The 21035-nt window shown below is 62.2% G+C and carries 19 protein-coding genes; 10 read left to right on the top strand and 9 right to left on the bottom strand.

All coding sequences use genetic code 11. From position 1 onward, the window contains the following. Positions 1 to 355: 355 nt before the first annotated feature. Positions 356 to 1255: a DMT family transporter gene (locus FHT70_RS05030; RefSeq protein ID WP_183699337.1), complete on the top strand. Its 900-nt coding sequence runs from the start codon at positions 356 to 358 to the stop codon at positions 1253 to 1255. A 133-nt stretch (positions 1256 to 1388) separates the two neighbouring features. Here the strand turns inward: FHT70_RS05030 and FHT70_RS05035 are convergent, their stop codons facing one another. The 5 genes from FHT70_RS05035 to FHT70_RS05055 all read right to left on the bottom strand — a co-directional run bounded on the left by FHT70_RS05035 (position 1389) and on the right by FHT70_RS05055 (position 7427). Beyond that, positions 1389 to 2597 carry an MFS transporter gene (locus FHT70_RS05035; RefSeq protein WP_183699406.1) on the bottom strand — a complete coding sequence of 403 codons (1209 nt, stop codon included), beginning with the start codon at positions 2595 to 2597 and terminating at the stop codon, positions 1389 to 1391. Between the two features lie 58 nt (positions 2598 to 2655). Then, positions 2656 to 3645 carry an AraC family transcriptional regulator gene (locus FHT70_RS05040; RefSeq protein ID WP_183699339.1) on the bottom strand — a complete coding sequence of 330 codons (990 nt, stop codon included), beginning with the start codon at positions 3643 to 3645 and terminating at the stop codon, positions 2656 to 2658. A 309-nt stretch (positions 3646 to 3954) separates the two neighbouring features. Then, positions 3955 to 5688, bottom strand: coding sequence for a DEAD/DEAH box helicase (locus FHT70_RS05045; RefSeq protein WP_183699408.1), 1734 nt, complete (start codon positions 5686 to 5688; stop codon positions 3955 to 3957). A 246-nt stretch (positions 5689 to 5934) separates the two neighbouring features. Then, on the bottom strand, positions 5935 to 7050 hold the full coding sequence (locus tag FHT70_RS05050) for a DNA alkylation repair protein (protein WP_183699341.1): 1116 nt from the start codon (positions 7048 to 7050) through the stop codon (positions 5935 to 5937). A 68-nt stretch (positions 7051 to 7118) separates the two neighbouring features. Next, positions 7119 to 7427: a hypothetical protein gene (locus FHT70_RS05055; RefSeq protein ID WP_183699343.1), complete on the bottom strand. Its 309-nt coding sequence runs from the start codon at positions 7425 to 7427 to the stop codon at positions 7119 to 7121. 322 nt (positions 7428 to 7749) lie between these two features. On the opposite strand from FHT70_RS05055, the gene FHT70_RS05060 reads away from it, so the two are divergent. Further along, positions 7750 to 11169: a response regulator gene (locus tag FHT70_RS05060; protein WP_183699345.1), complete on the top strand. Its 3420-nt coding sequence runs from the start codon at positions 7750 to 7752 to the stop codon at positions 11167 to 11169. Between the two features lie 26 nt (positions 11170 to 11195). Here the strand turns inward: FHT70_RS05060 and mnmD are convergent, their stop codons facing one another. Beyond that, entirely contained in the window at positions 11196 to 11924 is a 729-nt protein-coding gene (gene mnmD, locus FHT70_RS05065) for a tRNA (5-methylaminomethyl-2-thiouridine)(34)-methyltransferase MnmD (protein WP_097597027.1), read from the bottom strand. Between mnmD and FHT70_RS05070 the strand changes: the two genes are divergently transcribed. From FHT70_RS05070 to FHT70_RS05105, 8 genes are all read left to right on the top strand, one after another. Next, positions 11923 to 13101, top strand: coding sequence for an FAD-binding oxidoreductase (locus FHT70_RS05070; protein ID WP_183699347.1), 1179 nt, complete (start codon positions 11923 to 11925; stop codon positions 13099 to 13101). The genes mnmD and FHT70_RS05070 overlap by 2 nt on opposite strands. A gap of 114 nt (positions 13102 to 13215) precedes the next feature. Further along, positions 13216 to 13923 (top strand): DUF1045 domain-containing protein, encoded by a 708-nt coding sequence (locus FHT70_RS05075; protein WP_183699349.1) that lies wholly within the window; start codon positions 13216 to 13218, stop codon positions 13921 to 13923. A gap of 114 nt (positions 13924 to 14037) precedes the next feature. Beyond that, positions 14038 to 14961 carry an allantoinase PuuE gene (gene puuE / locus FHT70_RS05080; RefSeq protein ID WP_085779000.1) on the top strand — a complete coding sequence of 308 codons (924 nt, stop codon included), beginning with the start codon at positions 14038 to 14040 and terminating at the stop codon, positions 14959 to 14961. Then, positions 14961 to 15461 carry a 2-oxo-4-hydroxy-4-carboxy-5-ureidoimidazoline decarboxylase gene (gene uraD, locus FHT70_RS05085; protein ID WP_097597024.1) on the top strand — a complete coding sequence of 167 codons (501 nt, stop codon included), beginning with the start codon at positions 14961 to 14963 and terminating at the stop codon, positions 15459 to 15461. The genes puuE and uraD overlap by 1 nt, the downstream gene beginning before the upstream one ends. Next, positions 15458 to 15820 carry a HepT-like ribonuclease domain-containing protein gene (locus FHT70_RS05090; RefSeq protein ID WP_183699351.1) on the top strand — a complete coding sequence of 121 codons (363 nt, stop codon included), beginning with the start codon at positions 15458 to 15460 and terminating at the stop codon, positions 15818 to 15820. The genes uraD and FHT70_RS05090 overlap by 4 nt, the downstream gene beginning before the upstream one ends. A 5-nt stretch (positions 15821 to 15825) precedes the next feature. Next, on the top strand, positions 15826 to 16326 hold the full coding sequence (locus FHT70_RS05095) for an ureidoglycolate lyase (RefSeq protein ID WP_183699353.1): 501 nt from the start codon (positions 15826 to 15828) through the stop codon (positions 16324 to 16326). Further along, positions 16323 to 16679, top strand: a complete 357-nt coding sequence (gene uraH, locus FHT70_RS05100; protein WP_183699355.1) for a hydroxyisourate hydrolase — start codon at positions 16323 to 16325, stop codon at positions 16677 to 16679. Before FHT70_RS05095 ends, uraH begins: the two co-directional genes overlap by 4 nt. Next, entirely contained in the window at positions 16680 to 17420 is a 741-nt protein-coding gene (locus FHT70_RS05105; protein ID WP_097597021.1) for a metallophosphoesterase family protein, read from the top strand. A 22-nt stretch (positions 17421 to 17442) separates the two neighbouring features. On the opposite strand, the gene FHT70_RS05110 is transcribed toward FHT70_RS05105, so the two are convergent. Genes FHT70_RS05110 through FHT70_RS05120 form a run of 3 tightly spaced genes read right to left on the bottom strand, consistent with a single transcriptional unit; the run spans position 17443 to position 20995 of the window. Continuing rightward, on the bottom strand, positions 17443 to 19209 hold the full coding sequence (locus FHT70_RS05110) for a flotillin domain-containing protein (protein ID WP_183699357.1): 1767 nt from the start codon (positions 19207 to 19209) through the stop codon (positions 17443 to 17445). Next, entirely contained in the window at positions 19206 to 19853 is a 648-nt protein-coding gene (locus FHT70_RS05115; RefSeq protein WP_097597019.1) for an OB-fold-containig protein, read from the bottom strand. Before FHT70_RS05115 ends, FHT70_RS05110 begins: the two co-directional genes overlap by 4 nt. A gap of 5 nt (positions 19854 to 19858) precedes the next feature. Further along, positions 19859 to 20995, bottom strand: coding sequence for a PspA/IM30 family protein (locus FHT70_RS05120; protein WP_183699359.1), 1137 nt, complete (start codon positions 20993 to 20995; stop codon positions 19859 to 19861). Positions 20996 to 21035: the final 40 nt, after the last annotated feature.

Below are 21035 nucleotides of genomic sequence, written 5' to 3' on the forward strand. Positions count from 1 at the left end.
GCAAAATGCAGGCAGGTGATGGTTTTTCGGTCAAGCGGTTTAAAGGGTGCATGCGCTTCCTCCCTCATTCCTGTGCCTGTCACAGGAATCCAGCCACCGCGCGTCTGCGCGGTGAATGACTCTGTGACGATGATGAGAGTCTCCCGCGCCCAAGGATCTTGGGCGCACTGGATTCCTGTGACGAGCACAGGAATGAGGGAGATTGGGAAAGCGCCGGTGATTCTTCGCCGTGGTGGCATGGCCCCGCCTGTCGCCCGCAACATCAGCGAAATTTCACGTAAGCATCAACGCTTCGCCTTTGACTGCGGTGCCCGGGTGCCGTTATCAGCACGGCGAATCTTTCTTGCGAGCCCCCATGTCCCTCGATCGCCTTGCCCCCGCTCTCTTCGTTCTGCTCTGGTCCACGGGATGGGTGGTGGCGAAATATGCGGCGCTGCATTCCGAGCCCTTCACCTTTCTTTCGATACGCTACGCGCTGTCGGCCCTGGCATTCCTGGTGCTCTGCCTGTTGATGCGGGCGCAATGGCCGACAAGCCGGGCGACGTGGCTGCGCGCCATCTATTCCGGCTTCTTCCTGCATGGTTTCTATCTCGCCGGCCTCTGGTGGGCGATTGCCAATGGCGTGCCGGCCGGCATATCGGGGATCATCGCGGCGCTGCAGCCGCTGCTGACTGCAATGGCGGCGCCCTTTCTCGTCGGCGAGCGGTTGCAACAGACACAGAAGCTCGGCCTCGGGCTCGGTTTCATCGGTATCGCCATCGCGATTTCGCCGAAGCTCTTCGATCCGGCGACGGCCGATCTCGGCCATGCGGCGCTGCCGCTGGCGATCAACCTCATCGCCATGGGCTCCGTCACTTACGGCACGCTTTACCAAAAGAAACACTTGCAGTCGGGTGATCTCAGAAGCATCGCGACGCTGCAGTATGTCGGTGCGCTAATCCTCACCCTGCCGTTGTCGCTGATCTTCGAAAACCAGCATTTCGATGGCACCGCGCAGGCCTGTGGCGCGCTTCTCTGGTCGGTCTTCGGCCTCTCGATGGGCGGTGTCGGGCTGCTGCTTTACCTCATCCGCCGCGGACAGGTCTCGCGCGCCGCCTCGCTCATCTACCTGATGCCGCCGGCGGTGGCGTTGGAGGCCTTCGTTGCCTTCGGGGAACCGCTGACGCTGCCGTTGATCATCGGCACCGCGATCGTAGTGATGGGCGTATATATGACAAACCGTAGGGTCGTTCAGCAAGCGCAGGCGAGCGTATAGGCTGATGGCTGGGCCAAGGTCGAACAATCGGATGGCTTGAACCTCAACTGAGCGAGGTCGCCGGCGATTGCCGACGACCTCATATCTAGAGCGTCGTAGAGCGCTACTCGGCCCATCAAGCAGCAAGCGACGATCAGCTGCGGGGCTGCAGCAGCGCCAAGGCAACCGTCGACGCCGCCAGGAGAGCGGTGAGCGTCAATGGTCCCGCAGCGCCGTAGTGGTCGACGATATAGCCGCCAAAAATCGCGCCGCTACTGATGGCCACCTGAAAGGAGACGACCATCAGGCTGCCCGCCGCCTCCAGAGCGTCGGCGGCCGCGCGGGAAAGATTGGTCGGCAGCACTACCGGCGCCATGCCGAAGGCAAAGCCCCAAAGCGCAACGAGCGCAAACGCGACGGCGGTATGAGCGCCCCAAAGCAACAGAGCGAGTGCGGCAAAAGCCATCAACACCGCCGTGACTGCGAGCGCTATGCGGATGCTCGCGTCGGCCATCCGGCCACCGGCAAGATTGCCGATCACCGAGGCGATGCCAAACCCGAGCAGTGCCAGGGCGATCGATCTGGTTTCAAGGAGCGTCACTTGTTCAAGGAAGGGACGCACATAAACCGATCCGGCAAAATGTCCCGTCATCAGCAAAAGGATAGCAAGCATTCCCAGTTGAACACCGCGCCGTCGTGTCAGCCGGAAAACATCAGCGAGACTGTTGCTTGTGCTTGCCGGGAGCGTCGGCAAGCTGAGCACCTGCAGCAGCATGGCAAGCGCGGCAAGCCCGGCTGTCATCGCCATGGCGCTGCGCCATCCCAGCCAATCGCTGATCAAAGCACCCATTGATGGTGCAGCTATCGTGGCGAGCGAAACGCCGAGGGTGACGATAGCCATGCCCCGACCTGTCGCGTTGGCGCCGACCAGCCTCGCCACGACCGCCACGGAAAGCGCCCAAAAGCCGCTCAACGCGATGCCCAGCCCAGCCCGGCCCAACAACAACAGCCAAAAATCGGTCGCTAAAGATGCGAGTATATTGGAGCCGACTGCCAACGCACTGAGACCGACCAGCACCACCTTGCGGTTCAGTCTGCCGATAAGAACATTGCTCAAAAGGGCCGTCACAGCTCCGACGGAAGCGGTGGCGGTGACGACCTGTCCGGCCGTTCCCTCGGAAATGCCGAGATCGCGCGCCATTGGCGTCAACAGTCCCGCCGGCAGGAACTCAGCAGATACCAGTGCAAAGCTGGTGGCCGCCATCGAAACAACGGCAAACCAAGTGGCCGCGCTCCACGCGGATGGTTCAGCCGTCTCCAGGCCGATTGCAGCCTCGTCGAATTGTGATGTTGTGTCCGTCATAGATGGATCTCCTGTGTTCGGAGATTTCATAGACGAAGTTTTCAGGATGATATGTGTCTTAAAATCCGAAATCCATGTCCGTCCGTCCGGAATTTGTGCGACGCACAATCCCCGGTGAAAGGTTGGTGACGCGCTTGAAGGCACGCGCAAAAGACGCCTCGGACTCATAGCCCAATCGTGAGGCTACCTCGGCGACCGACATGCCGTTCTGCGCCAACAAATCGCGGGCAAGCTGCATACGCAGACGGGCGAGATAATGTGCCGCGCCTTCTCCCAAGATAGCGCTGAAGCGCTCGGCGAAGATCGAGCGCGACTGGCCTGCCACACCAGCGAGGCTTTCAAGGGTCCAGTTATGGCCGGGATCTCGGTGCATGGCCGCCAGCACACGACCGATCTGGGGATCGCGGATGGCAGCGAGCCAGCCGGTGGTCGAGGCTCCGCTGCAGTTGACCCAGCAACGGATAAGCCGCGCAGCGAGCAAGTCCGCCATACGCGACAAGACCGTCGCACTTCCCATCTGGGGTTGTGTCGCCTCGGCCGACATAGCGGCCAGCAGGGGGCCCACGATCGGGTCATTACCGGCTACATCGCAGCCCTTGATGATTGGGGGCATCAAGGCGATTAACGGATTAAGCGCATGGGCGCCCAAAGCCATGGAACCGCAGAAAAGGGTGCTGGTGGCGCCCGTTCCTTCCCGCACGACGTCGCAGACGTTGCTGCCCAATTTTGTAATCTGGCAACTTTTAAGCGAGTCGCCCTCAACATCAGGCGCGCTCGCCAACCGGTGTGCGTTACCTTGCGGCAGCAGCACCAGATCGCCATCGTTCAACGCCTGCCATCCGTGGGTTTCGGTATGGATCCAGCATGAACCCTGGCTGACGAAGTGAAAACGAAGCAGCTGTTGTTGCGGAAAGGCGATGCTCCATGGATGCCTGAGCTCGCAGCGTCCATAATTGACTCCACTCAAGCGAAAGTCTTGCAGGACTTCGCTCAGGGCATCCATTGGGATAGATGGCGGGGACAATGGCCGGGACGGATGGTCAAGCATGGAGCCAATTTAGGTCTCAAACGTCCGGGACGCAAGCGGTCCGGCTTCGCGGCGAGGTTCTTTGCGGCGTCACGCTGCCCGTCGACGGCGGGTTCACAGCGCATTGATACCGCAAGGCTCCCGCCGGCGCTGCGAAGGCTTCGATCTCGTCAACTGGGTGCGGGCAGAAACCGGGAAACGTGACCGAGTACTGCCGTCGCAGTGTTGTCGTCACTACAATGAGAAAGGCCGGGCATCCCACCAGATGCTCCGGCCTCCTAATATTCAAGGCCGAAGGTCCGGCCTTTTCTCCTTTGAATTAATCGGCGCTCAGGCGCGTTCGCGGCGCTGGCCGCCGCCATTGCGAGAGCCCGAGCCGCCGCGGCGGTTGCCGCCATTGCCGTCGCGGCGCTGTTCGCCGCCCTGAGCCTGATGCGGTCCACGGTCTTCGCCGTGCTTGCGGGCCGGGCGGCCGTGAGCGTGGCGGCCGTTGCCGCGGTGATGGCCGCTCGGTTCGCCATTGGCATGATGGCCATTGGGACCGTTATGCGCAGGGCGCTGCGGCTTTGCCGGGCGGAAATCGGAGGTCGAGGCCAGATCGTTGTCGGGGCCGAAATCCGGGGCTGCTTCGCCGCGGCGCTGACCGCGGAAGTCCTCGTTACGGCCTGAGCGTTCGGGACGAGGACGGCGCTCGCGGCGCTCCTCGCCGCCGGCGCGGATTTCGCCGCCTTCGCCTTCGCGGCGCGGGCGGCGTTCCTGGCGGCTGCCGCGATGCTCCGAGCGGTTGGCATCGCCGCGGCCTTCGCCGCGACCCTGGCTGCCGCCCCGATTGCGGTTGTTGCCATTGCCGTTGCCTCGGCGCGGGCCGCCGGCGCTGATATGTGCCGGCGGTTCACCGCTGGCAACTGATATGTCGATGCCCATCAGGCGCTCGATATCTCGCAGCAGCTTGGCTTCGTCAGGAGCGCAGAAGGCGATCGCGATGCCGTCGCGGCCGGCGCGCGCCGTGCGGCCGATGCGATGAACATAGGCGTCGGGCACTTCGGGCAGGTCGTAGTTGTAGACGTGGCTGACGGCCGGGATGTCGATGCCGCGGGCGGCGACGTCTGTCGCGATCAGCGTCTTGATGCTGCCGTCGCGGAAGGCCTTCAGCGCCCGCTCGCGCTGACCCTGGCTCTTGTTGCCGTGGATCGAGGCGACGGAATAGCCGATATTGTCGAGGTGCTTCATCAGCTTCTCCGCACCGTGCTTGGTGCGCAGGAAGACGATGGCGCGGCCGTCGGGATTTTCGGTCAGCGACTTGCGCAGCAGTTCGGTCTTGTCGTTCTTGCCGCCGACGAAATGGACATACTGCTCGACCTTGTCGGCAGCCTTGCCGGGAGGCGTGACTTCGACCTTGACGGGATCGACGAGATAGTCGCCGGCGAGATCGGCGATCGCCTTCGGCATGGTGGCCGAAAACAGCATGGTCTGACGCTTCTTCGGCACCAGCTTGGCGATCTTGCGCAGGTCGTGCACGAAGCCGAGGTCGAGCATCTGGTCGGCCTCGTCGAGCACGAGATAGCGCACCGTCGTCAGCGTGATGGCGCGGCGATTGACGAGATCGAGCAGGCGGCCCGGGGTCGCGACCAGGATGTCGGTTCCCTTTTCGAGCTGCAGCTGCTGCTTGTTGATCGACACACCGCCGACGACGACGTTGATGCGCAGCGGCGACTTGCGGATGAACTTCTTCAGGTTCTCGGCGATCTGGTTCACCAGCTCGCGGGTCGGCGCCAGGATCAACGTCCGCGTCGTGCGGTTGTCGGGGCGGCGCTCGTCAGCGAGCAGCTTTTCGATGAGCGGCAGGCCGAAGGCGGCGGTCTTGCCGGTGCCGGTCTGGGCAAGGCCGATCAGATCGCGGCCCGAAATGAGGAGGGGAATGGCCTGTTCCTGGATCGGCGTCGGCGTTTCGATGCCGAGCTGGAACAAGGTGGCGACGATCGGCTTGGAGACACCAAGCGATTCAAAATTAGTCAAGGCATAACCTTTCGGGGCGCCACAACGACTAGCGCCGGAACGCACCATGCGATCCGGTTTCATTCTGGCGTCAAGAACCCCGCGTGAAGTGGGAACTTGCAAGTTGGAAAAAGCTTTCCAGCGCTTCTGGCCGCTCTTGAGAGTGCGGCGCTCTGTCGAAATGCGCTTTTGTCCCTTCTTCCTGCGTTTCGTATTTTGAGCAGGGGCACGCTCACGCGGCGGCCGGAAGGGTGAAAGCTGAGCCGCATTTGGGCTAGTTTGCGTGGAAAGTCAAGTGCAGCGCACAAAAAGGCATTAGCCCTGGTCGGGCGACGGTATTCTGAGGACGAAACTTTCCGATGCGCTTTCGGCGCCATTGACGAGCACGGCGATGCGGTGCTCGCCGGGATAATAGCGCCGCGTCGTGATCGGCCGCATGGCATGGCGGCGCTCGATTGCGTGGCTCTGCCCCGGCGCGAGCGTGACCGTCTTGCATTTGAAGACTTTGGGCGAGAGCGAGCCGTCGGCCTTCATGTGGTGAATGGCGTAGTCGATCATTAGTGAGTGCGCGGTTTCGCCTGAATTGGTCAGGCGGATTTCAAAATCCAGCCGTTCACCAAACACCACTTCGCCGTTCTGAAGGCGCAGCTCGCATGTCAGCGCGGTTGCCGCGTCGAAACCGAAATTGGCAAGCGCCTGCGCATGGCCTTTCTTGAGCATCGTGCGAGAGGCGTGTTTCAGCAGCCGGCGGCGCTCGGCGGACGCGCCGTGGATATGGCCGGCGATAAAGGCGGCGACCAGATCTGGATGATCCTTGGCGATGTCGTTCAAGCTGTTGGCGACGGAGCGGCGCACATAATCCTCCGGATCATCCATCAGCGCGGTCAAGATCGGCAGGATCGGTGCGGGGTCTTTCACGAGTTGCGGCAGGCGCATGGCCCAAGGCAGGCGCGGCCGCGTTCCCTCGCTCGCCAGCCGGCGCACATGCTGGTCGGGATCACCGACCCAGGTGGAAATGGTGGCGAGCGCACGTTGCTGGTCGCGATGGATGAATTGCCGGATGCCGAATTCGCCGGTGAAATGCGGCGTCAGCGCCTTGAGGAGGTCGAGGCCGAGATCGAAATGATCGGGGCCGCGGGCGGCGATGAACTGATTGACCGGCAGCAGCATCCAGCCGGAGAGTCCCGGCGTGTCGGCGGCCGGCAGGCTTGCCTTGAGGATAGAGGCTGCTTCAGGAAAATCTCCGGGAAGCGTGGCAAGCAGCGCGTCACGGATCAATGCGGAGCGCTCCATCAGTTCCAGGGCTGCGAGGCCATCGGTCGCCAGAGTTACGAAACGTTCCCGGTCGAAGGCGGGCGCATGGGCCGCAATGTGATCGGCCATATCACCGACGAGCGCTTCATGCAGCAGTTTCTTGAGCGGTTCCGGCATGCTGATTCTCCTGCGGGAGGATTGGACCAGCGCCGCCGGGAGGTCAAGCGGCGCCGGATGCGGTCTTGCTATTCCGGGCAGACTTTCACGCGGTAGGGCTCGCCCCAGCGGTCGTAACGCCATTCGAGGTGGCAATAGTGCGGCCGGTAATAGGTCCGATAGACGGGGTAGGGACGGTAGACAGGGTAAGCCGGATAGACGGGGTAGGCGGGGCGGGCGGCCTCCGACAGCAGGGCGCCGCCGACGACGCCGGCCGCAAGGCCGCCAAAGAAGGCATCGCGCGGATGGGCATCGGCGGTGGTGGCAGTGGCGAGCGAGGCGCCGGCAAAGGTCAGCGCGATCAGGCCCGTCGCCATGGTCTTATGAAGAACGGACATGGTAACTTCCTTATCTAGACTGGCTTCTATAAAGCCATGGCCAGACTCCGCCCGGATCGCGGCGGAGCGATGGCCGCACAAGGGCGGCCCGCATTAAATTTTAGTCATGATTTCAATGGACAGCCAGGAGTAAAGAGCGGATTGCGGCCGGCCGCAGTTGCTGCAGTCATCCCTTCGGTTTCGTGCAGCATACGGCGCCTCTCCGGTCTGTACGCCGATTGTAAAATTCCACCTTCGAAATTTATGGTTAAAACCTTGTTAAAAGCCTTGGCGTTATAGTCTTTGTCGTTGATATTCCATTCATTGCGGGAGCGACGATTTCTTGAAATCAGCCGGGGACATTCTGGAATTGGCTTGCCGCCGGATCGCCGATCTGGACACCCCGGCCTATGTCAAGAACAGCGAGCTGCGTTATGTCGCCGTCAACGAGGCCTATGCCGATTTCCTGGGCCGAGAGATTTCCGATTTCATCGGCAGGCGCAGCCGCGAACTCTTCGACCGCCCCGAGGAAGAGGACCGCGAGGACAAGGAGCGCCGCGCGCTGGTGTTCGGCACCGAGGAAAATGCCATCTGTTTCGATGCCGCTGGCCTCGATCACGAGCGCATTCAGATCGAAAGCTTCTCGCCGTCGCCGGAGCGGATTTATGTGCTCGGCATCTTCGAAGCGCGCGAACGCAGTGCCGTTGCTCTTGGGAGGATTGCCGGCAAGCCCGGGATTGCCGGTAGCTCTAAGACTGTAAACGATTTCGGAAGTGCCGCCGATCTCGCCCAAGTGCGCGAGGCACTAGAGAACCTCGATCACCCGATCGGCATCTTTGCAGCCGACGGACGCCCGCTGGTCGTCAATGCAGCCTATCGCAACGGCGCGACGCCTGTGGCCGCCGAGGAATCGGCCTGGGGAGAGAGTGTCAATGAACTCGACGTTCTCCGCACCGTCCTGGAGGATCTGCCTGTGGCGGTCTTCGTCCGCGACGACAAGCACCGCCTGGTCTATGCCAACAAATATTATGAAACCTTCAGCGGCCGCGCCCGCTCCGAATATCTGGGAATGACCGAACACGAAATGTTCGGGCCGGAAGGTGCTGAGGCGATCTACCAGGAAAACCTGCTGGCGCTCAGGGACGGCATTTCGGTGGAGCTCGAAAGCGAGATGCCGAGCAATAGCGGCCATGTGTATCCCGTCATCTCGCGCGTCAACCGTGTCATAACGGCGGATGGGCGAACCTATGTCGTCGGCTCCTTTTCCGACATCTCGCCGCTCAAGGAACGCGAGAAGGCGCTGATTGAATCGCGCAAACAGCAAGAAATACTGCATCGGGACATCGAGAGCATTCTGCGTTCGCTGCCGATCGGCGTGCTGATCCTCGATAACGACCACCGGATTCTCTACGTCAACGACGAATTTTACAGCATCTGGGAACTGCCGCTCGACGATCGCTTCGACGGCCGCCCGTTCATCGACGTCATCCGCCGTAATGACGAGCTCGGCCGCTACGACGGGACACAGACGCCGGAAGAGATCTACGCCTTCCGCAAACATCTGTTCGAAGCCGAGGAGCCCGAGCCGATCGAGCTTGGCTGGGCGGGCGGCAAATCCGTGATCTTCGACAGCCGCCGCATCTCCAACGAGCGCATTCTGCTCACCTATGCCGATATTTCTGCGGTGCGCGAACGGGAAAAGGAAATCCACGAGACGCGCGCAGCCCTCGAGCGGCTCGGCGAAATGATGCGGGATGCGACGCATGCCATGTCGCAGGGCCTTGCCATCGTCCAGGACGGCATGATCAAAATGTCCAACGAGGCGATGGCCGAGATCCTGCAGATCCCGGCGCACTATATCGAGGCCGGCCAGGGCTGGCTCGGCATGTTCGAATTCTGCGCGGCACGCGGCGATTTCCACGATGCGGCGGATGAGATCCTGCAGGAGTGGCGGGCGAATATCGCAGCCAGGCAGCCAATTTCCACCGTCTTCCATGTCGGTGGCGAGCGCTGGGTGAACATGGATGCGACGGTCAGCCAGGGACAGCATTGGGTGGCGCTTTTCACCGACGTCACCGAGCTCAAGAGCCGCGAGGAGGAACTGCGCCAGCTCCTGTCGCGCGCCGAAGCCGCCGACCGCGCCAAATCCGAATTCCTTGCTAATATGAGTCACGAGATCCGCACGCCGATGAACGGTGTGCTCGGCATGGCGGAACTGCTGGCCAAGACTAATCTCGACACGCGCCAGAAAACCTTCATCGACATCATCGTCAAGTCGGGAAATGCCCTGCTGACTATTATCAACGACATCCTCGACTTTTCGAAGATCGATGCCGGACAGATGAAACTGCGCAAAGCCGCCTTCGATATCACCGAAGCGGTGGAGGACGTGGCGACACTCCTCTCCTCGCATGCCGCCGAGAAGAACATCGAACTGCTGGTGCGGGCTGCACCCGATCTGCCGGCCGCGGTGATTGGTGACGCCGGGCGTTTCCGCCAGATCGTCACCAATCTCGTCGGCAACGCCGTCAAGTTCACCGAGCGCGGCCATGTCTTCGTCGATGTCGGCTTCGAGACGATCGCCGGCGGGGAGATCATGGCGATCATCCGCATCGAGGATACCGGAATTGGCATTCCCCGAGAAAAGCTCGAATCGGTCTTCGAAAAGTTTTCGCAGGTCGACACCTCGTCGACCCGCCGGCATGAGGGAACGGGGCTCGGCCTCGCGATCACCGCCGGCCTCGTCGATCTCTTCGGCGGCTATATCAATGTCGAGAGCGAATGGGGTAAGGGCTCGGTCTTCACCGTCAACCTGCCTTTTGCGGTGGCGGCCGCCCGCCTCGAACCGAAGCCGCTGCCGATCAATGTGCAGGGCGCGCGCATCCTCGTCGTCGACGACAATGAAGTGAACCGGCGCATCCTGACCGAGCAGCTCTCGCTCTGGGGCTTTGACGGAGTGGCTGCCGAAGGTGGCGGCACCGGTCTGGCGATCCTCGAGGCAGCGGCCGATCTCGGGGTCACCGTCGACGCCGTCGTGCTCGACTATCACATGCCCGACATGAACGGCGCCGACGTCGCGCGCCGGCTGCGCGCCGATCCCCGCTTCGTCGAGCTGCCGATCATCTTCCTCACGTCGATGGATATTTCGGGCACGGAAAAGGAATTCGCCGCGCTGAACGGCCATGCGCATCTGATGAAACCGGCACGCGCCAACGTGCTGCGCAATACTGTCGTCGAGGTCGTCCGCGCCCGCCGTGTCAAACAGGCGTCGGAAGCCGATATCGCCCGGCTGCGGGCGGAAGCGGCCGTGCCGGCGTCTGCACTTGCAACTGCGCCCGAGCCGCAAAAGCGGGCGGCCGAATTCGTCGACGTGCTGGTTGCCGAAGACAATGAGGTCAACCAGATCGTCTTCACCCAGATACTGCAGTCGACGGGCCTCTCCTTCCTGGTCGTCAACAACGGGCAGGAGGCCGTCGCCGCCTGGGAAAGCCACACGCCACGCATCATCATGATGGACGTCTCGATGCCCGTCATGAACGGCCATGAAGCGACCCAGACGATCCGCGAAAGGGAGAAGGGGCAGGGCCACCGGGTGCCGATCATCGGCGTCACCGCCCATGCCCTCGAAAGCGACCGCGAAGCCTGCCTCGACGCCGGCATGGACGATTACATGTCGAAGCCGATCAGCCCGGAACTTCTGGAGGAGAAGATCCGGCAATGGCTCGGCAGGGATGAGCTGCAGCCGGAGCGCACGAGTTACTGATCTCCATCGAATGGAAGTCGTAGGGCTTACCGAGCGGTTGCCTTAATGCCGCAGAGCATTTCGCGCTTGCCGGCGAAGCCCTGGCGGCGTTCGACCGCAAAGCCGGCGGCGATGAGGTTGCGGCGCACGAAGCCGGCTGCGGCGTAAGTTGCGAAGGTGCCGCCGGTCACAGTCTTTTCGGCGACCTCACGCATCAGCTCTTCCGACCACATGTCGCCGTTGCGCGAGGGCGCGAAACCGTCGAGATACCAGGCGTCGAAGCCGGGTTTTGCCGCGGCGACGCCGTCAAGTGCCGCGCCGCAGACAACGCTGAGCCGCGTCTGGCCATCGAGATCGAGCGAGACGGTACCAGCAGGTGTTTGAGGCCAGGCTGCGGTCAGCGCCTCACGTTCCGCATCAATCTCCGGCCAATGCGAGAGCGCCCGGCCGATCTCTTCACCGCGCATCGGATGGAGTTCGAAGGAAATGAAATGCAGGTGCCGGCCGTCTGCGCGATGGAGCTTCCACTGCCGCCAGGTCTCGGCGAAGTTCAGGCCGGTGCCGAAGCCAAGTTCGCCGATGGCAAAATCCCGCTGGCCGTGCCAACGCTCCGGCAGGCCGTTGCCGGCGAGAAAGACATGGCCGCATTCCAGACGGCCATCGGTCTGGCAATAAAAATGATCGCCAAAGGCGGTGGAATAGGGCATATCGCCGTCGCGCCATTCGAGCGGCTGCGGCGCGCCCGCGCCAATCTCATCGGGGTTCACGTCTCTCATGGAAAAAGCCGATAGTCCTCAGCCCACGTCCGGTCAATCTTCTTGCGACTTGCTGATCGTCGGCGGCGGCATCATGGGTCTCTGGGCGGCCATTCATGCCGAACGCCGCGGCATCAGCACCGTCCTCGCCGACGCCGGCAGACTGGGCGGAGGCGCGAGCGGCGGACTGCTCGGCGCGCTGATGCCGCATATGCCGGACCGGTGGTCGGAGAAAAAGCAATTCCAGTTCGATGCGCTGGTCTCGCTCGAAACCGAAATTGCGGCGCTTGAAGCAGAAACCGGGCTGTCGGCCGGCTACAACAGGTCGGGGCGGCTGATCCCGTTGCCGAAACCGCATCTCAACCGCATCGCCCGCGGCCATTCCGAAGATTCCGAGCGCCATTGGCGGACCGGCGAACGCCGCTTCCACTGGAATGTCATCGACAGGCCGCCGGTCGATGGTTGGCCTGACGCATCTGCCGGCGAAAGTGGCTTCGTGCACGATACGCTCGCCGCCCGTGTTGCGCCCCGCTCCTTGATCTCAGCGCTCATCGCATTGCTGCGGCGGGCAAAACATGTGCGCATCATGGAAAATGCTGTTGTCGCTGATCTCAATCCCGATCGCGGGACGGCCGAGATCGGCGGCGAAATCATCACGTTCGGCCGCTGCATCCTGGCCGCCGGCCATCAGTCCTTTCCCGCGCTGCAGCGGCTGACGCCGGGCTTGAAGCAGCCGCTCGGCCAGTCGGTGAAAGGGCAGGCGGCTCTATTGAAAGCAGATGTCGACCCGGCGTTGCCGACGATCTTCCTCGATGGACTCTATGTCGTCGCGCATGAGGGGGGGCATGCGGCGGTCGGCAGCACCAGCGAGAACCGTTTCGACGACCCCCTCTCGACCGATGCACAGCTCGACGCGTTGATCGAGGCGGCGCGGGCGATCGTGCCGGCGCTCCGCAGCGCCCCTGTCATCGAACGTTGGGCGGGGCTTCGCCCGAAAGCCATCGACCGCGATCCAATGATCGGCCGCCATCCCATCTATCCCCGACTAATCGCACTGACCGGCGGTTTCAAGGTGAGCTTCGGGCTGGCCCATCGGCTGGCGGAGGCTGCGGTTTGTATGGCAGGCGACACAGATTGCGAATTTTCGCTGCCGGAAAGCTTCGCGATATCAAGCCATATCGCTGTCGCTTCACGTTAAACGTGAATTAGATACAGCTGCGTTTCGTTATTCTGTCATGCAAATCACCTATCTGCTTGCGCATCGGCAGCGCCGGATTTCCCCGGCGCTCACTTCCTTCATGGAGGAAATTGCATGCGCTATGCCATTTGCTTTACGCCTCCGGCGAGCGACCCCTTGTCGCTCGTGGCCGCTAATTGGCTTGGCCGAAACGTGTTTTCAGGCGATATGGTGGAGCCTCCGGCCGTCCGCGGCCTCGGCATTCATGAGATCGCCTTTTATACTGCGGTGCCGCGGCGCTATGGTTTTCACGGCGTTCTGAAAGCGCCTTTTCACCTCTCCGCCGAGACGTCCGAATCGCAACTCCTGCGCGACCTTATGCGTTTTGCCGGAACATATGCTCCCTTCCAGATCCCAGGTCTCGAAATCGCCCGGCTCGGCAATTTCTACAGCCTGGTGCCGAGCGCCCCCTGTGAGCGGATCCAGTATCTGGCTTCGGCGATCGTTCAGGAGTTCGATCGTTTCCGGGCGCCGCTGAGTGAAGCCGATATCGAACGCAGCGATCCCGACGGGTTGTCGGCGGCGCAATTCGCCAATCTGCATCGTTGGGGCAATCCCTATGTGATGGAGGAGTTCCGCTTCCATATGCCGGTGACAGGCCCCATCAACACGATCGACATGCCCCGCATCGAGCCAGTGCTGGGAACGATCTTCGAGCCCGTCTTGAGGGAGCCGGTGATCGTTTCGAATGTGGCTTTGATGATCGAGGAGGGCACTGGCGGTCCCTTCCGCGTTCACTCGCTCCACCCGATGGGCAAGGTCAGCGCGCGCAGGATCGCCTGAGCAGATGTCGATCTAAGTCGTTGTGTTGAAAAGAGAAATTCTCCTATGCAGTTTCCGTCTCGACATTCCGGCTGCGGATGATACCGTTCCTTCGTCTTTTCAGAAGGTGATTTGATGGTATCCGAGACCTACCCGCGCAATCTCGTCGGCTACGGGCGTCAGACGCCCGATCCGAAGTGGCCGGGCGACGCCCGCGTCGCCGTGCAGTTCGTCATCAATTACGAGGAGGGCGGCGAAAGCTGCATCCTCGAAGGCGATCCGGCTTCCGAAAACCTGCTGTCGGAGATTGTCGGTGCGGCGGCCTGGCCGGGGCAGCGCAATCTCAACATGGAATCGATCTACGAGTATGGTTCGCGCGCCGGGTTCTGGCGGCTCTGGCGGATGTTCACGGGTCTCAAGGTGCAGGCGACCGTCTATGGCGTGACGCTGGCGATGGCGCGCAACCCCGAAGCCGTCGCGGCCATGAAGGAGGCCGGTTGGGAGATCGCCAGCCACGGTTATCGCTGGCTGGAATACAAGGATTTCCCCGAGGATCTCGAGCGCAAGCATATCCTCGAAGCCGTGCGCCTGCACACCGAACTCACCGGCGAGCGGCCTTTCGGGATGTATCAAGGAAAGCCTTCCGACAACACGCTGCGACTGGTGCAGGAAGAGGGCGGTTTCCTCTATTCCTCCGATTCCTATGCCGACGACCTGCCTTACTGGGTGAAGGGCGTCGACGGGAAACCCTTCCTGATCATCCCCTATACGCTCGAAACCAATGACATGCGTTTTGCCACACCGCAGGGTTTCAATGCCGGCGACCAGTTCTTCACCTATCTCAAGGACGCTTTCGACACGCTTTACGAGGAAGGCAAGGACGGCAGCCCGAAGATGATGTCGGTCGGCCTGCATTGCCGCCTCGTCGGGCGTCCGGGCCGGGCAGCCTCTCTGAAGCGCTTCATCGAATATGTGTTGAAGCATGACAAGGTCTGGATTCCGCGCCGCATCGAGATCGCCGAGCACTGGCACAAGAATCATCAGCCGGATGCGCTCTGATGTTGTCGCGCGAGGATTTCGTTTCCCGCTTCGGCGGCGTCTTCGAGCATTCGCCTTTCATCGCCGAACGCGCCTATGACGCCGGGGGTCTGAGGGAGCCTTTGACGACATCAGGCGTGCATGCGGCTCTTGCCGCCGTCTTCCGTGCAGCAAGCCGGGAGGAGCGTCTCGGCGTGCTGCGTGCCCATCCCGATCTTGCCGGGCGTCTGGCGATAGCGGGCGAACTCACGGAGGACAGCCGCAAGGAGCAGGCCGGCGCCGGTCTCGATCGGCTGAGCCCGGCCGAACATGCCCGCTTCACCGAACTTAATGCAGCCTATGTCGAAAAATTCGGCTTTCCCTTCATCATCGCCGTCAGAGGGCTCGACAAGGACGATATCCTTTCGGCCTTCGAAAGGCGGATCGGCAATGACCTGGATGAAGAATTCGCGACCGCCACGACACAGGTCGAACGGATCGCGCTGCTGCGCCTGACATCGATGTTGCCGGAGGGCAAATGAACGAGCCTCGTGCTATCGACTATCTCAATGAAATGCAGAAGGCGGCAGCCGAAGCACTATACTTCGTGGGCGGAATGGATGAGGCGGCCTTCGCCGAGGATAATCTCACCTTCAAGGCGGTCGCCTTCTGCCACTTCACTATCGGCGCGGCTGCTTCCCGACTGCTCGTAGCCCATCCGGAATTCGCAACCGAGCATCCCACTCTGCCGTGGACGAAAATCTGCGGAACGGGCAACCGTATCCTGGAAGACGTCTTCGCCCTCGATCCCCCGGACATCTGGGATGCAACCTATCGCACGCTGCCGGAACTTCTCGTCGAGATCGACGCTATTCGTCACTGGCACGCCGAAGGTGAGTGAACCCATTGGCTGATTTTCTCGATATCCGCCCGCTTACCAGATCGGCCTTTGCTCCTTTCGGCGAAGTGATCGAAGCCGATCCAGCCTCGATGCGGCTCATCAACGGCGGCACGACCGAACGCTTCCATGCGCTGGCCACGGCGGAGGCGGCGGGCGAGGGCGCGCGCGTCATCATCAATCTCTTTCGCGGCCAGCCGCGCAGCTTCCCTTATGACGTCGACATGATGGAACGCCATCCCTTCGGCAGTCAGAGTTTCTCGCCGATCTCCGGCCGCCCATTCCTCGTCGTCGTCTCCGAGGACGATGGCGGACGTCCGGGCAGGCCGCAGGTGTTTTTCGCGCGCGGAGACCAGGGTGTAAACTACCGCCGCAATGTGTGGCATCATCCGCTGATGGCGCTCGGCCAAACCTCCGATTTCCTGGTCGTCGACCGCGACGGCCCTGGCAATAATCTGGAGGAATTCTTCTTCGACCCCCCCTATGTCATCAAAGAGCCAGCCCCATGACCGGACTGACGACACATGTGCTCGACACCGCCCTTGGCAAGCCCGCCAATGGGCTCAGGATCGATCTTTTCCAGCTCGACGGCGATATCCGCAGACATCTGAAAACGGTGGAGACCAATGCGGACGGCCGAGTCGACGGTGGCCCGATCCTTGCGGGCGAAAATTTTCACGTAGGCATCTACGAGCTGGTCTTCCACGCCGGCGAGTATCTCAGGGCCTGCGGCACGCCGCTGCCGCATCCGGCCTTCCTGGATCTCGTGCCGATCCGCTTCGGCATCGCCGATGTCACGGCGCATTACCATGTGCCGCTCCTGCTTTCGCCTTACGGCTATTCAACTTATCGCGGCAGCTAAATGAGGTTTGCTGCAATCGCCGATATTCACGGCAACCATCTTGCACTCGAGGCGGTGCTTGCCGATATCCGGGCTCATGGAATCGAGGACGTCGTCAATCTCGGCGATTTCTTCAGCGGGCCGCTGGAGGCAGGCCGAACGGCTGACCTGCTGACACCTCTCGGGCTGACCTCGGTTCGGGGCAATCACGACCGCTATCTGATCGAGCAGGATCCCGCCTCTATGCATGCCTCGGATGCTGCCGCCTACCGGCAGCTGACGCCGTCCCACCTCGAGTGGCTGCGGGGTCTACCGTTCGATGCCGTATATCGCGGCGAGGCCTATCTCTGCCATGCGACGCCGAAAGACGACAATCTCTACTGGCTGGAGTCCGTTTCGCCGCAGGGGCAAGTCTTCTTCAAGCCGTTCGAAGCGATCGAGGCGCTCGCCGAAGGCATCGACCTGCCGCTGATCCTCTGCGGCCACAGCCACATTCCCCGTGCCGTCCGACTCTCGGACGGCCGGCTGATCGTCAATCCCGGCAGTGTGGGCTGCCCCGCCTATGACGATGTGCTGCCCTATTATCACAAGGTCGAAGCCGGCCATCCGCTGGCGAGCTACGCTATCCTGGAAAAGACGGCAGCCGGATGGATGTGGCAGTTCCGAACTGTCGCCTACGACCACATGGCCCAGTCGGCACTGGCCGCCGAAAGGGGCCGTGCCGACTGGGCCAGTGCGCTTGCAACGGGCTGGGTGAGATAGCCCGGCCCTACCTGCGCTGCGATCAATCCTTCTCGGGCGCGTGAGGAGCGATCGTTTGTACGGGAGCCGCGGCCGATGCTACGGGCTTTACCGGAGTGGCGGGCGGGATTGCCTGTTTTGCCGGAGCCGCGGCTGGGATTGTCGGTTTTGCTCCATCGAGAGTTCCAAGCAGGGATGAGATGGCGTTGTCGCCGTCGAAGCCGGCCTCCTTCAATAATTTGTCGAGGATCGGCTTGTTGGCCTGATAGGAGAGCAACTGGCCGGCCAGTCCGTCGCCGAGACCAATGCCGTTTTCACCGTTCGCGCCGTTTCCGCGGCCGAGCATGCCGCCGGTGTCGAAGATGCGGATATCGGAGATCTTCTCGATCGGCTTGACCGCTTCGGCGAGCGCCTCGGGAATGATGCGGATACGCTCGCGGGTGATTTCGAACTCGATGATGGTCTGGCTGAGCTTGTTGCGGGCCTCGTTGAGCAGCGCCTCGCTTTCGGCCTGAGCCCGGCCGGTTTCGAGAATGCCCTTGGCCTTGATGATCGCCGCATCGGCTTCCGCGGTCGCAAGCGTCTTGATGGCTTCCGCCTGGTCGATCGCCGCCTGCTTCTCGGCTTCGGCGCCGACGGTGACGGCGGTCGCTTCGGTTTCGGCGGTCTTGCGGGCATCGATCACGGCGATCTGTTTTTCTCGCTCGGCGATTTCGATCGCCTTGGCGGTGCCGACCTTTTCCTCCGCTGCGATCGCCCGGGCGCGGGCCATTTCGGCGGTGGCCTTGGCTTCGGATTCTTCACGGCTCTTGTTGGCGACGGCAATCGCGCTTTCCTGCGCCACGATCTGAAGGTCGCGCTTGGCTTCGGTATCGCGCTGCTGGACGGCGCGGGCGGCATCGATGTTTGCGCTTTCGCGGGCCTGCTTGGCGGCTGCCTCGCGCTCGGCGATCGCCTGTTCGGCGGCGATGCGGGCTTCCTCCTCGGCGCGTTTGGCCGCCTGTTCCTGTTGTGCGGTTTCGGCGCGGGTCGCCGCGGATTTGTTGGCGATGTCGCGTTCCTGGTTGAGTTCAGCTTCGCGCTTGGTCCGCTCGATGGCCAGCGATTGCTGGCGGGCCTCCAGGTCCTTCTGGGCGATGGCGACTTCGGTGTCGCGGACGATTTCGTTGCGCTCCTTCTTGCGGCCTTCGGTGATGCGGGTCAGCGCCGCCAGCCCCTGCGCGTCGAAGAAATTGTTAGCGTTGAAATGCTTGATGTCGGTCTGGTCGAGGCGTGTCAGCGACACGGATTCAAGCTCGAGGCCGTTCGACTGGAGGTCGGCGCCGACGGCTTCCTGCACGGCCTTGACGAAATCCATGCGCTGTTCCTGCAGCGCGTCGAGATTCATGGTCGCCGCCACCGAGCGAAGGCCGTCGACGAATTTCGCTTCGATCAAGATGCGAAGCGCCTCGGCGTCGTTGGTGCTGCTGCCGAGCGTCTGGGCGGCCAGCGCGATCGACGAAGCGTCGGGTTTAACGCGGACGTAGAATTCGGCGCCGATATCGACGCGCATGCGGTCCTTGGTGATCAGCGCATCGCCTTCGCCGCGGCGAACCTCGAGGCGCAGTGTCTTCAGATTGACCCTGGCGATGGAGTGGAAGATCGGCAGGACGACGGAGCCGCCGTCGAGCACGACCTTCTGGCCGCCGAGGCCGGTGCGCACATAGGCCTCGTCGCGGCTGGAGCGCGTATAGAGAGAGGCGAGAACAAAACCGATGCCGAAGATCAGAACGATGCCAATGCCGGCCGGTAGAATAATGTCATACATCATGGCTGCTCCCTGAAAGATTGATTGTCCGCTGCGGCGGGGTCCGCCAGTGCGGGAATGGCGATAAATACATCTGCCGTGCGATCGACGAGGAGAACCTCCGTGCCAACCTTGAGAGGCTCCTGATCTCTGGCGGCCTTGGCTCTCAGCACGTGCCAGTTTCCATGCTGGTCCTTGACGCGGACGCGCCCCGGCAGTCCCTGATCAAGCGGGCCGAGCGATACTTCGGCGGTCCGGCCGATCAATGTGTCGAGATCGACGGCATAGGTCTCGTCGTGTGGAACGAGCCGCGCCACGGTTCTGCTCGACGCCCTGACCATGGGCACGGCGACCAAGATGGCGGGAACGGCGGCGACGGCGGCGGGAAGCGGCGCCCAGAAGGCGTTGGCGACGGCCTGTATGGCAAAGCCCGTCATGGCGAAGAAGCCGAGCGCCAGCATGATGAGGATGAGCAGGGGAACGCCGCCGACGTTGAGCCAGGACAGATAGCCCGAAAACCCGTCATGGCCATGAAAATCCGGTTTTCCCAGAAATTCCATGATCGAAAAACCCATGACGGTCGCGAGCATCTCGATCGCGGTCAGGCCTGCGAGCACGGCGGCGGCGATGGCGAAGGGGGCACATTCAGGGGCGAAAAGAAGTGCCATCGGCGTTACCGGTTATCCGCCTTGAAGCGTGCGAGGCGTGCTTCGATCGCTTGTTCGCGATGCAGCCGGTCGAGTTCATCCAGTTCGGAGCTGTTGATATGGTCGCCTGATGGAACGCCGGTCAGCCGCGACACCGCCGCCGCAGCCCGGGCAGCATCGGCGCCCGGCGCGGGCCGGCTATGGCCTGTAGCGGCGTCCTCGGGATGTCTGGCGATGCTGCGCTTGAAATCGGCAAGGCGGGCGTCGGCCTCGCGGCGCGTGGCGAGCACGGCCTGTAGGGCTTTCTGGCCTTCGTCCAGCTGCTGCCTGGCATCGGCCAGCGCCTTGTCGAGCGCGGCGATCTGGGATTCGAGATCGATCTGGCGGGCGACGCCGGCCTTTGCCAGATCATCGCGCCCGGAAGAGACGGCGAGGCGGATCTTTCCGTCGAGCGCGTTCATATCTCCGACGATCTCGTCCCTGCGGCTCTGGATGCGATATTCCTCGGCGCGCGCCTTGCCGAGATCGGTGCGGGCCTCATCAGCCGCAGCGTCGATCTCGCGGATCGCCTGTTCGATGACGGCGATCTTGTTGATGCCTTCCGCCTTGTCGACCGCTGCATTCGCGATGCCCGCGATCAGACGGCCCATGCGGGATAGAATGCCTTCATTCGTCATGTTTTCCTCCATCCGAGCGGAATTCGGCGTGACGCCGATATGGATCTCGTAATCCGGCTCTGCAACGAGGTAGGCCGGAAAAATGCTCTCCCATCCCCGTGAATAACCGGCGACATCGAAGGGCACGGCAACGCGTCCATGCACGGTGGCGATGGTCAGATCCGAAGGGCCTTTGATGGCGAAGAGCTTGTCGTCGAGGGGCATTTGCGGCGGGTCGACGATCATGCCGCGATTGGCAGCGAAATCGCGAAGGCCGAGTGTGACCAGCCGTGCCGGCAGGCCCGTTTGTTCGCGCACGGTTTCATAGGCAAGGTCGTGCAGGACGACGAGATTGGCGCCTGCCTTGTCGTCGATGATTTCAGCGAGGATGTCGATCATCCTGCGGTAGGCGGCGATGGTGTCATCAAGCGCCTGGCGGGCATGATCATCCGGTGCCAGCACGTAGCGCAACTGCGATGGATGCTGTGTCTTGCTCACGTTTGCCATGACTAAGACATAAAGCACCGCTTTTTTGCTTTCAAGGGAG

The sequence above is a fragment of the Rhizobium sp. BK049 genome (assembly GCF_014193135.1).
In the GTDB taxonomy this organism is placed as follows: Bacteria; Pseudomonadota; Alphaproteobacteria; order Rhizobiales; family Rhizobiaceae; genus Rhizobium.

Excerpts from the sequence above, each read along its gene's own strand:
- FHT70_RS05045 (WP_183699408.1), bottom strand. The coding sequence starts at position 5,688 with ATGGTGCGTTCCGGCGCTAGTCGTTGTGGCGCCCCGAAAGGTTATGCC.
- FHT70_RS05040 (WP_183699339.1), bottom strand. The coding sequence starts at position 3,645 with ATGCTTGACCATCCGTCCCGGCCATTGTCCCCGCCATCTATCCCAATG.
- FHT70_RS05105 (WP_097597021.1), top strand. The coding sequence starts at position 16,680 with ATGAGGTTTGCTGCAATCGCCGATATTCACGGCAACCATCTTGCACTC.
- FHT70_RS05055 (WP_183699343.1), bottom strand. The coding sequence starts at position 7,427 with ATGTCCGTTCTTCATAAGACCATGGCGACGGGCCTGATCGCGCTGACC.
- FHT70_RS05090 (WP_183699351.1), top strand. The coding sequence starts at position 15,458 with ATGAACGAGCCTCGTGCTATCGACTATCTCAATGAAATGCAGAAGGCG.
- uraH (WP_183699355.1), top strand. The coding sequence starts at position 16,323 with ATGACCGGACTGACGACACATGTGCTCGACACCGCCCTTGGCAAGCCC.
- FHT70_RS05030 (WP_183699337.1), top strand. The coding sequence starts at position 356 with ATGTCCCTCGATCGCCTTGCCCCCGCTCTCTTCGTTCTGCTCTGGTCC.
- FHT70_RS05075 (WP_183699349.1), top strand. The coding sequence starts at position 13,216 with ATGCGCTATGCCATTTGCTTTACGCCTCCGGCGAGCGACCCCTTGTCG.
- FHT70_RS05115 (WP_097597019.1), bottom strand. The coding sequence starts at position 19,853 with ATGGCACTTCTTTTCGCCCCTGAATGTGCCCCCTTCGCCATCGCCGCC.
- mnmD (WP_097597027.1), bottom strand. The coding sequence starts at position 11,924 with ATGAGAGACGTGAACCCCGATGAGATTGGCGCGGGCGCGCCGCAGCCG.
- uraD (WP_097597024.1), top strand. The coding sequence starts at position 14,961 with ATGTTGTCGCGCGAGGATTTCGTTTCCCGCTTCGGCGGCGTCTTCGAG.
- FHT70_RS05110 (WP_183699357.1), bottom strand. The coding sequence starts at position 19,209 with ATGATGTATGACATTATTCTACCGGCCGGCATTGGCATCGTTCTGATC.
- FHT70_RS05050 (WP_183699341.1), bottom strand. The coding sequence starts at position 7,050 with ATGCCGGAACCGCTCAAGAAACTGCTGCATGAAGCGCTCGTCGGTGAT.
- FHT70_RS05070 (WP_183699347.1), top strand. The coding sequence starts at position 11,923 with ATGGAAAAAGCCGATAGTCCTCAGCCCACGTCCGGTCAATCTTCTTGC.
- FHT70_RS05035 (WP_183699406.1), bottom strand. The coding sequence starts at position 2,597 with ATGACGGACACAACATCACAATTCGACGAGGCTGCAATCGGCCTGGAG.
- puuE (WP_085779000.1), top strand. The coding sequence starts at position 14,038 with ATGGTATCCGAGACCTACCCGCGCAATCTCGTCGGCTACGGGCGTCAG.
- FHT70_RS05120 (WP_183699359.1), bottom strand. The coding sequence starts at position 20,995 with ATGGCAAACGTGAGCAAGACACAGCATCCATCGCAGTTGCGCTACGTG.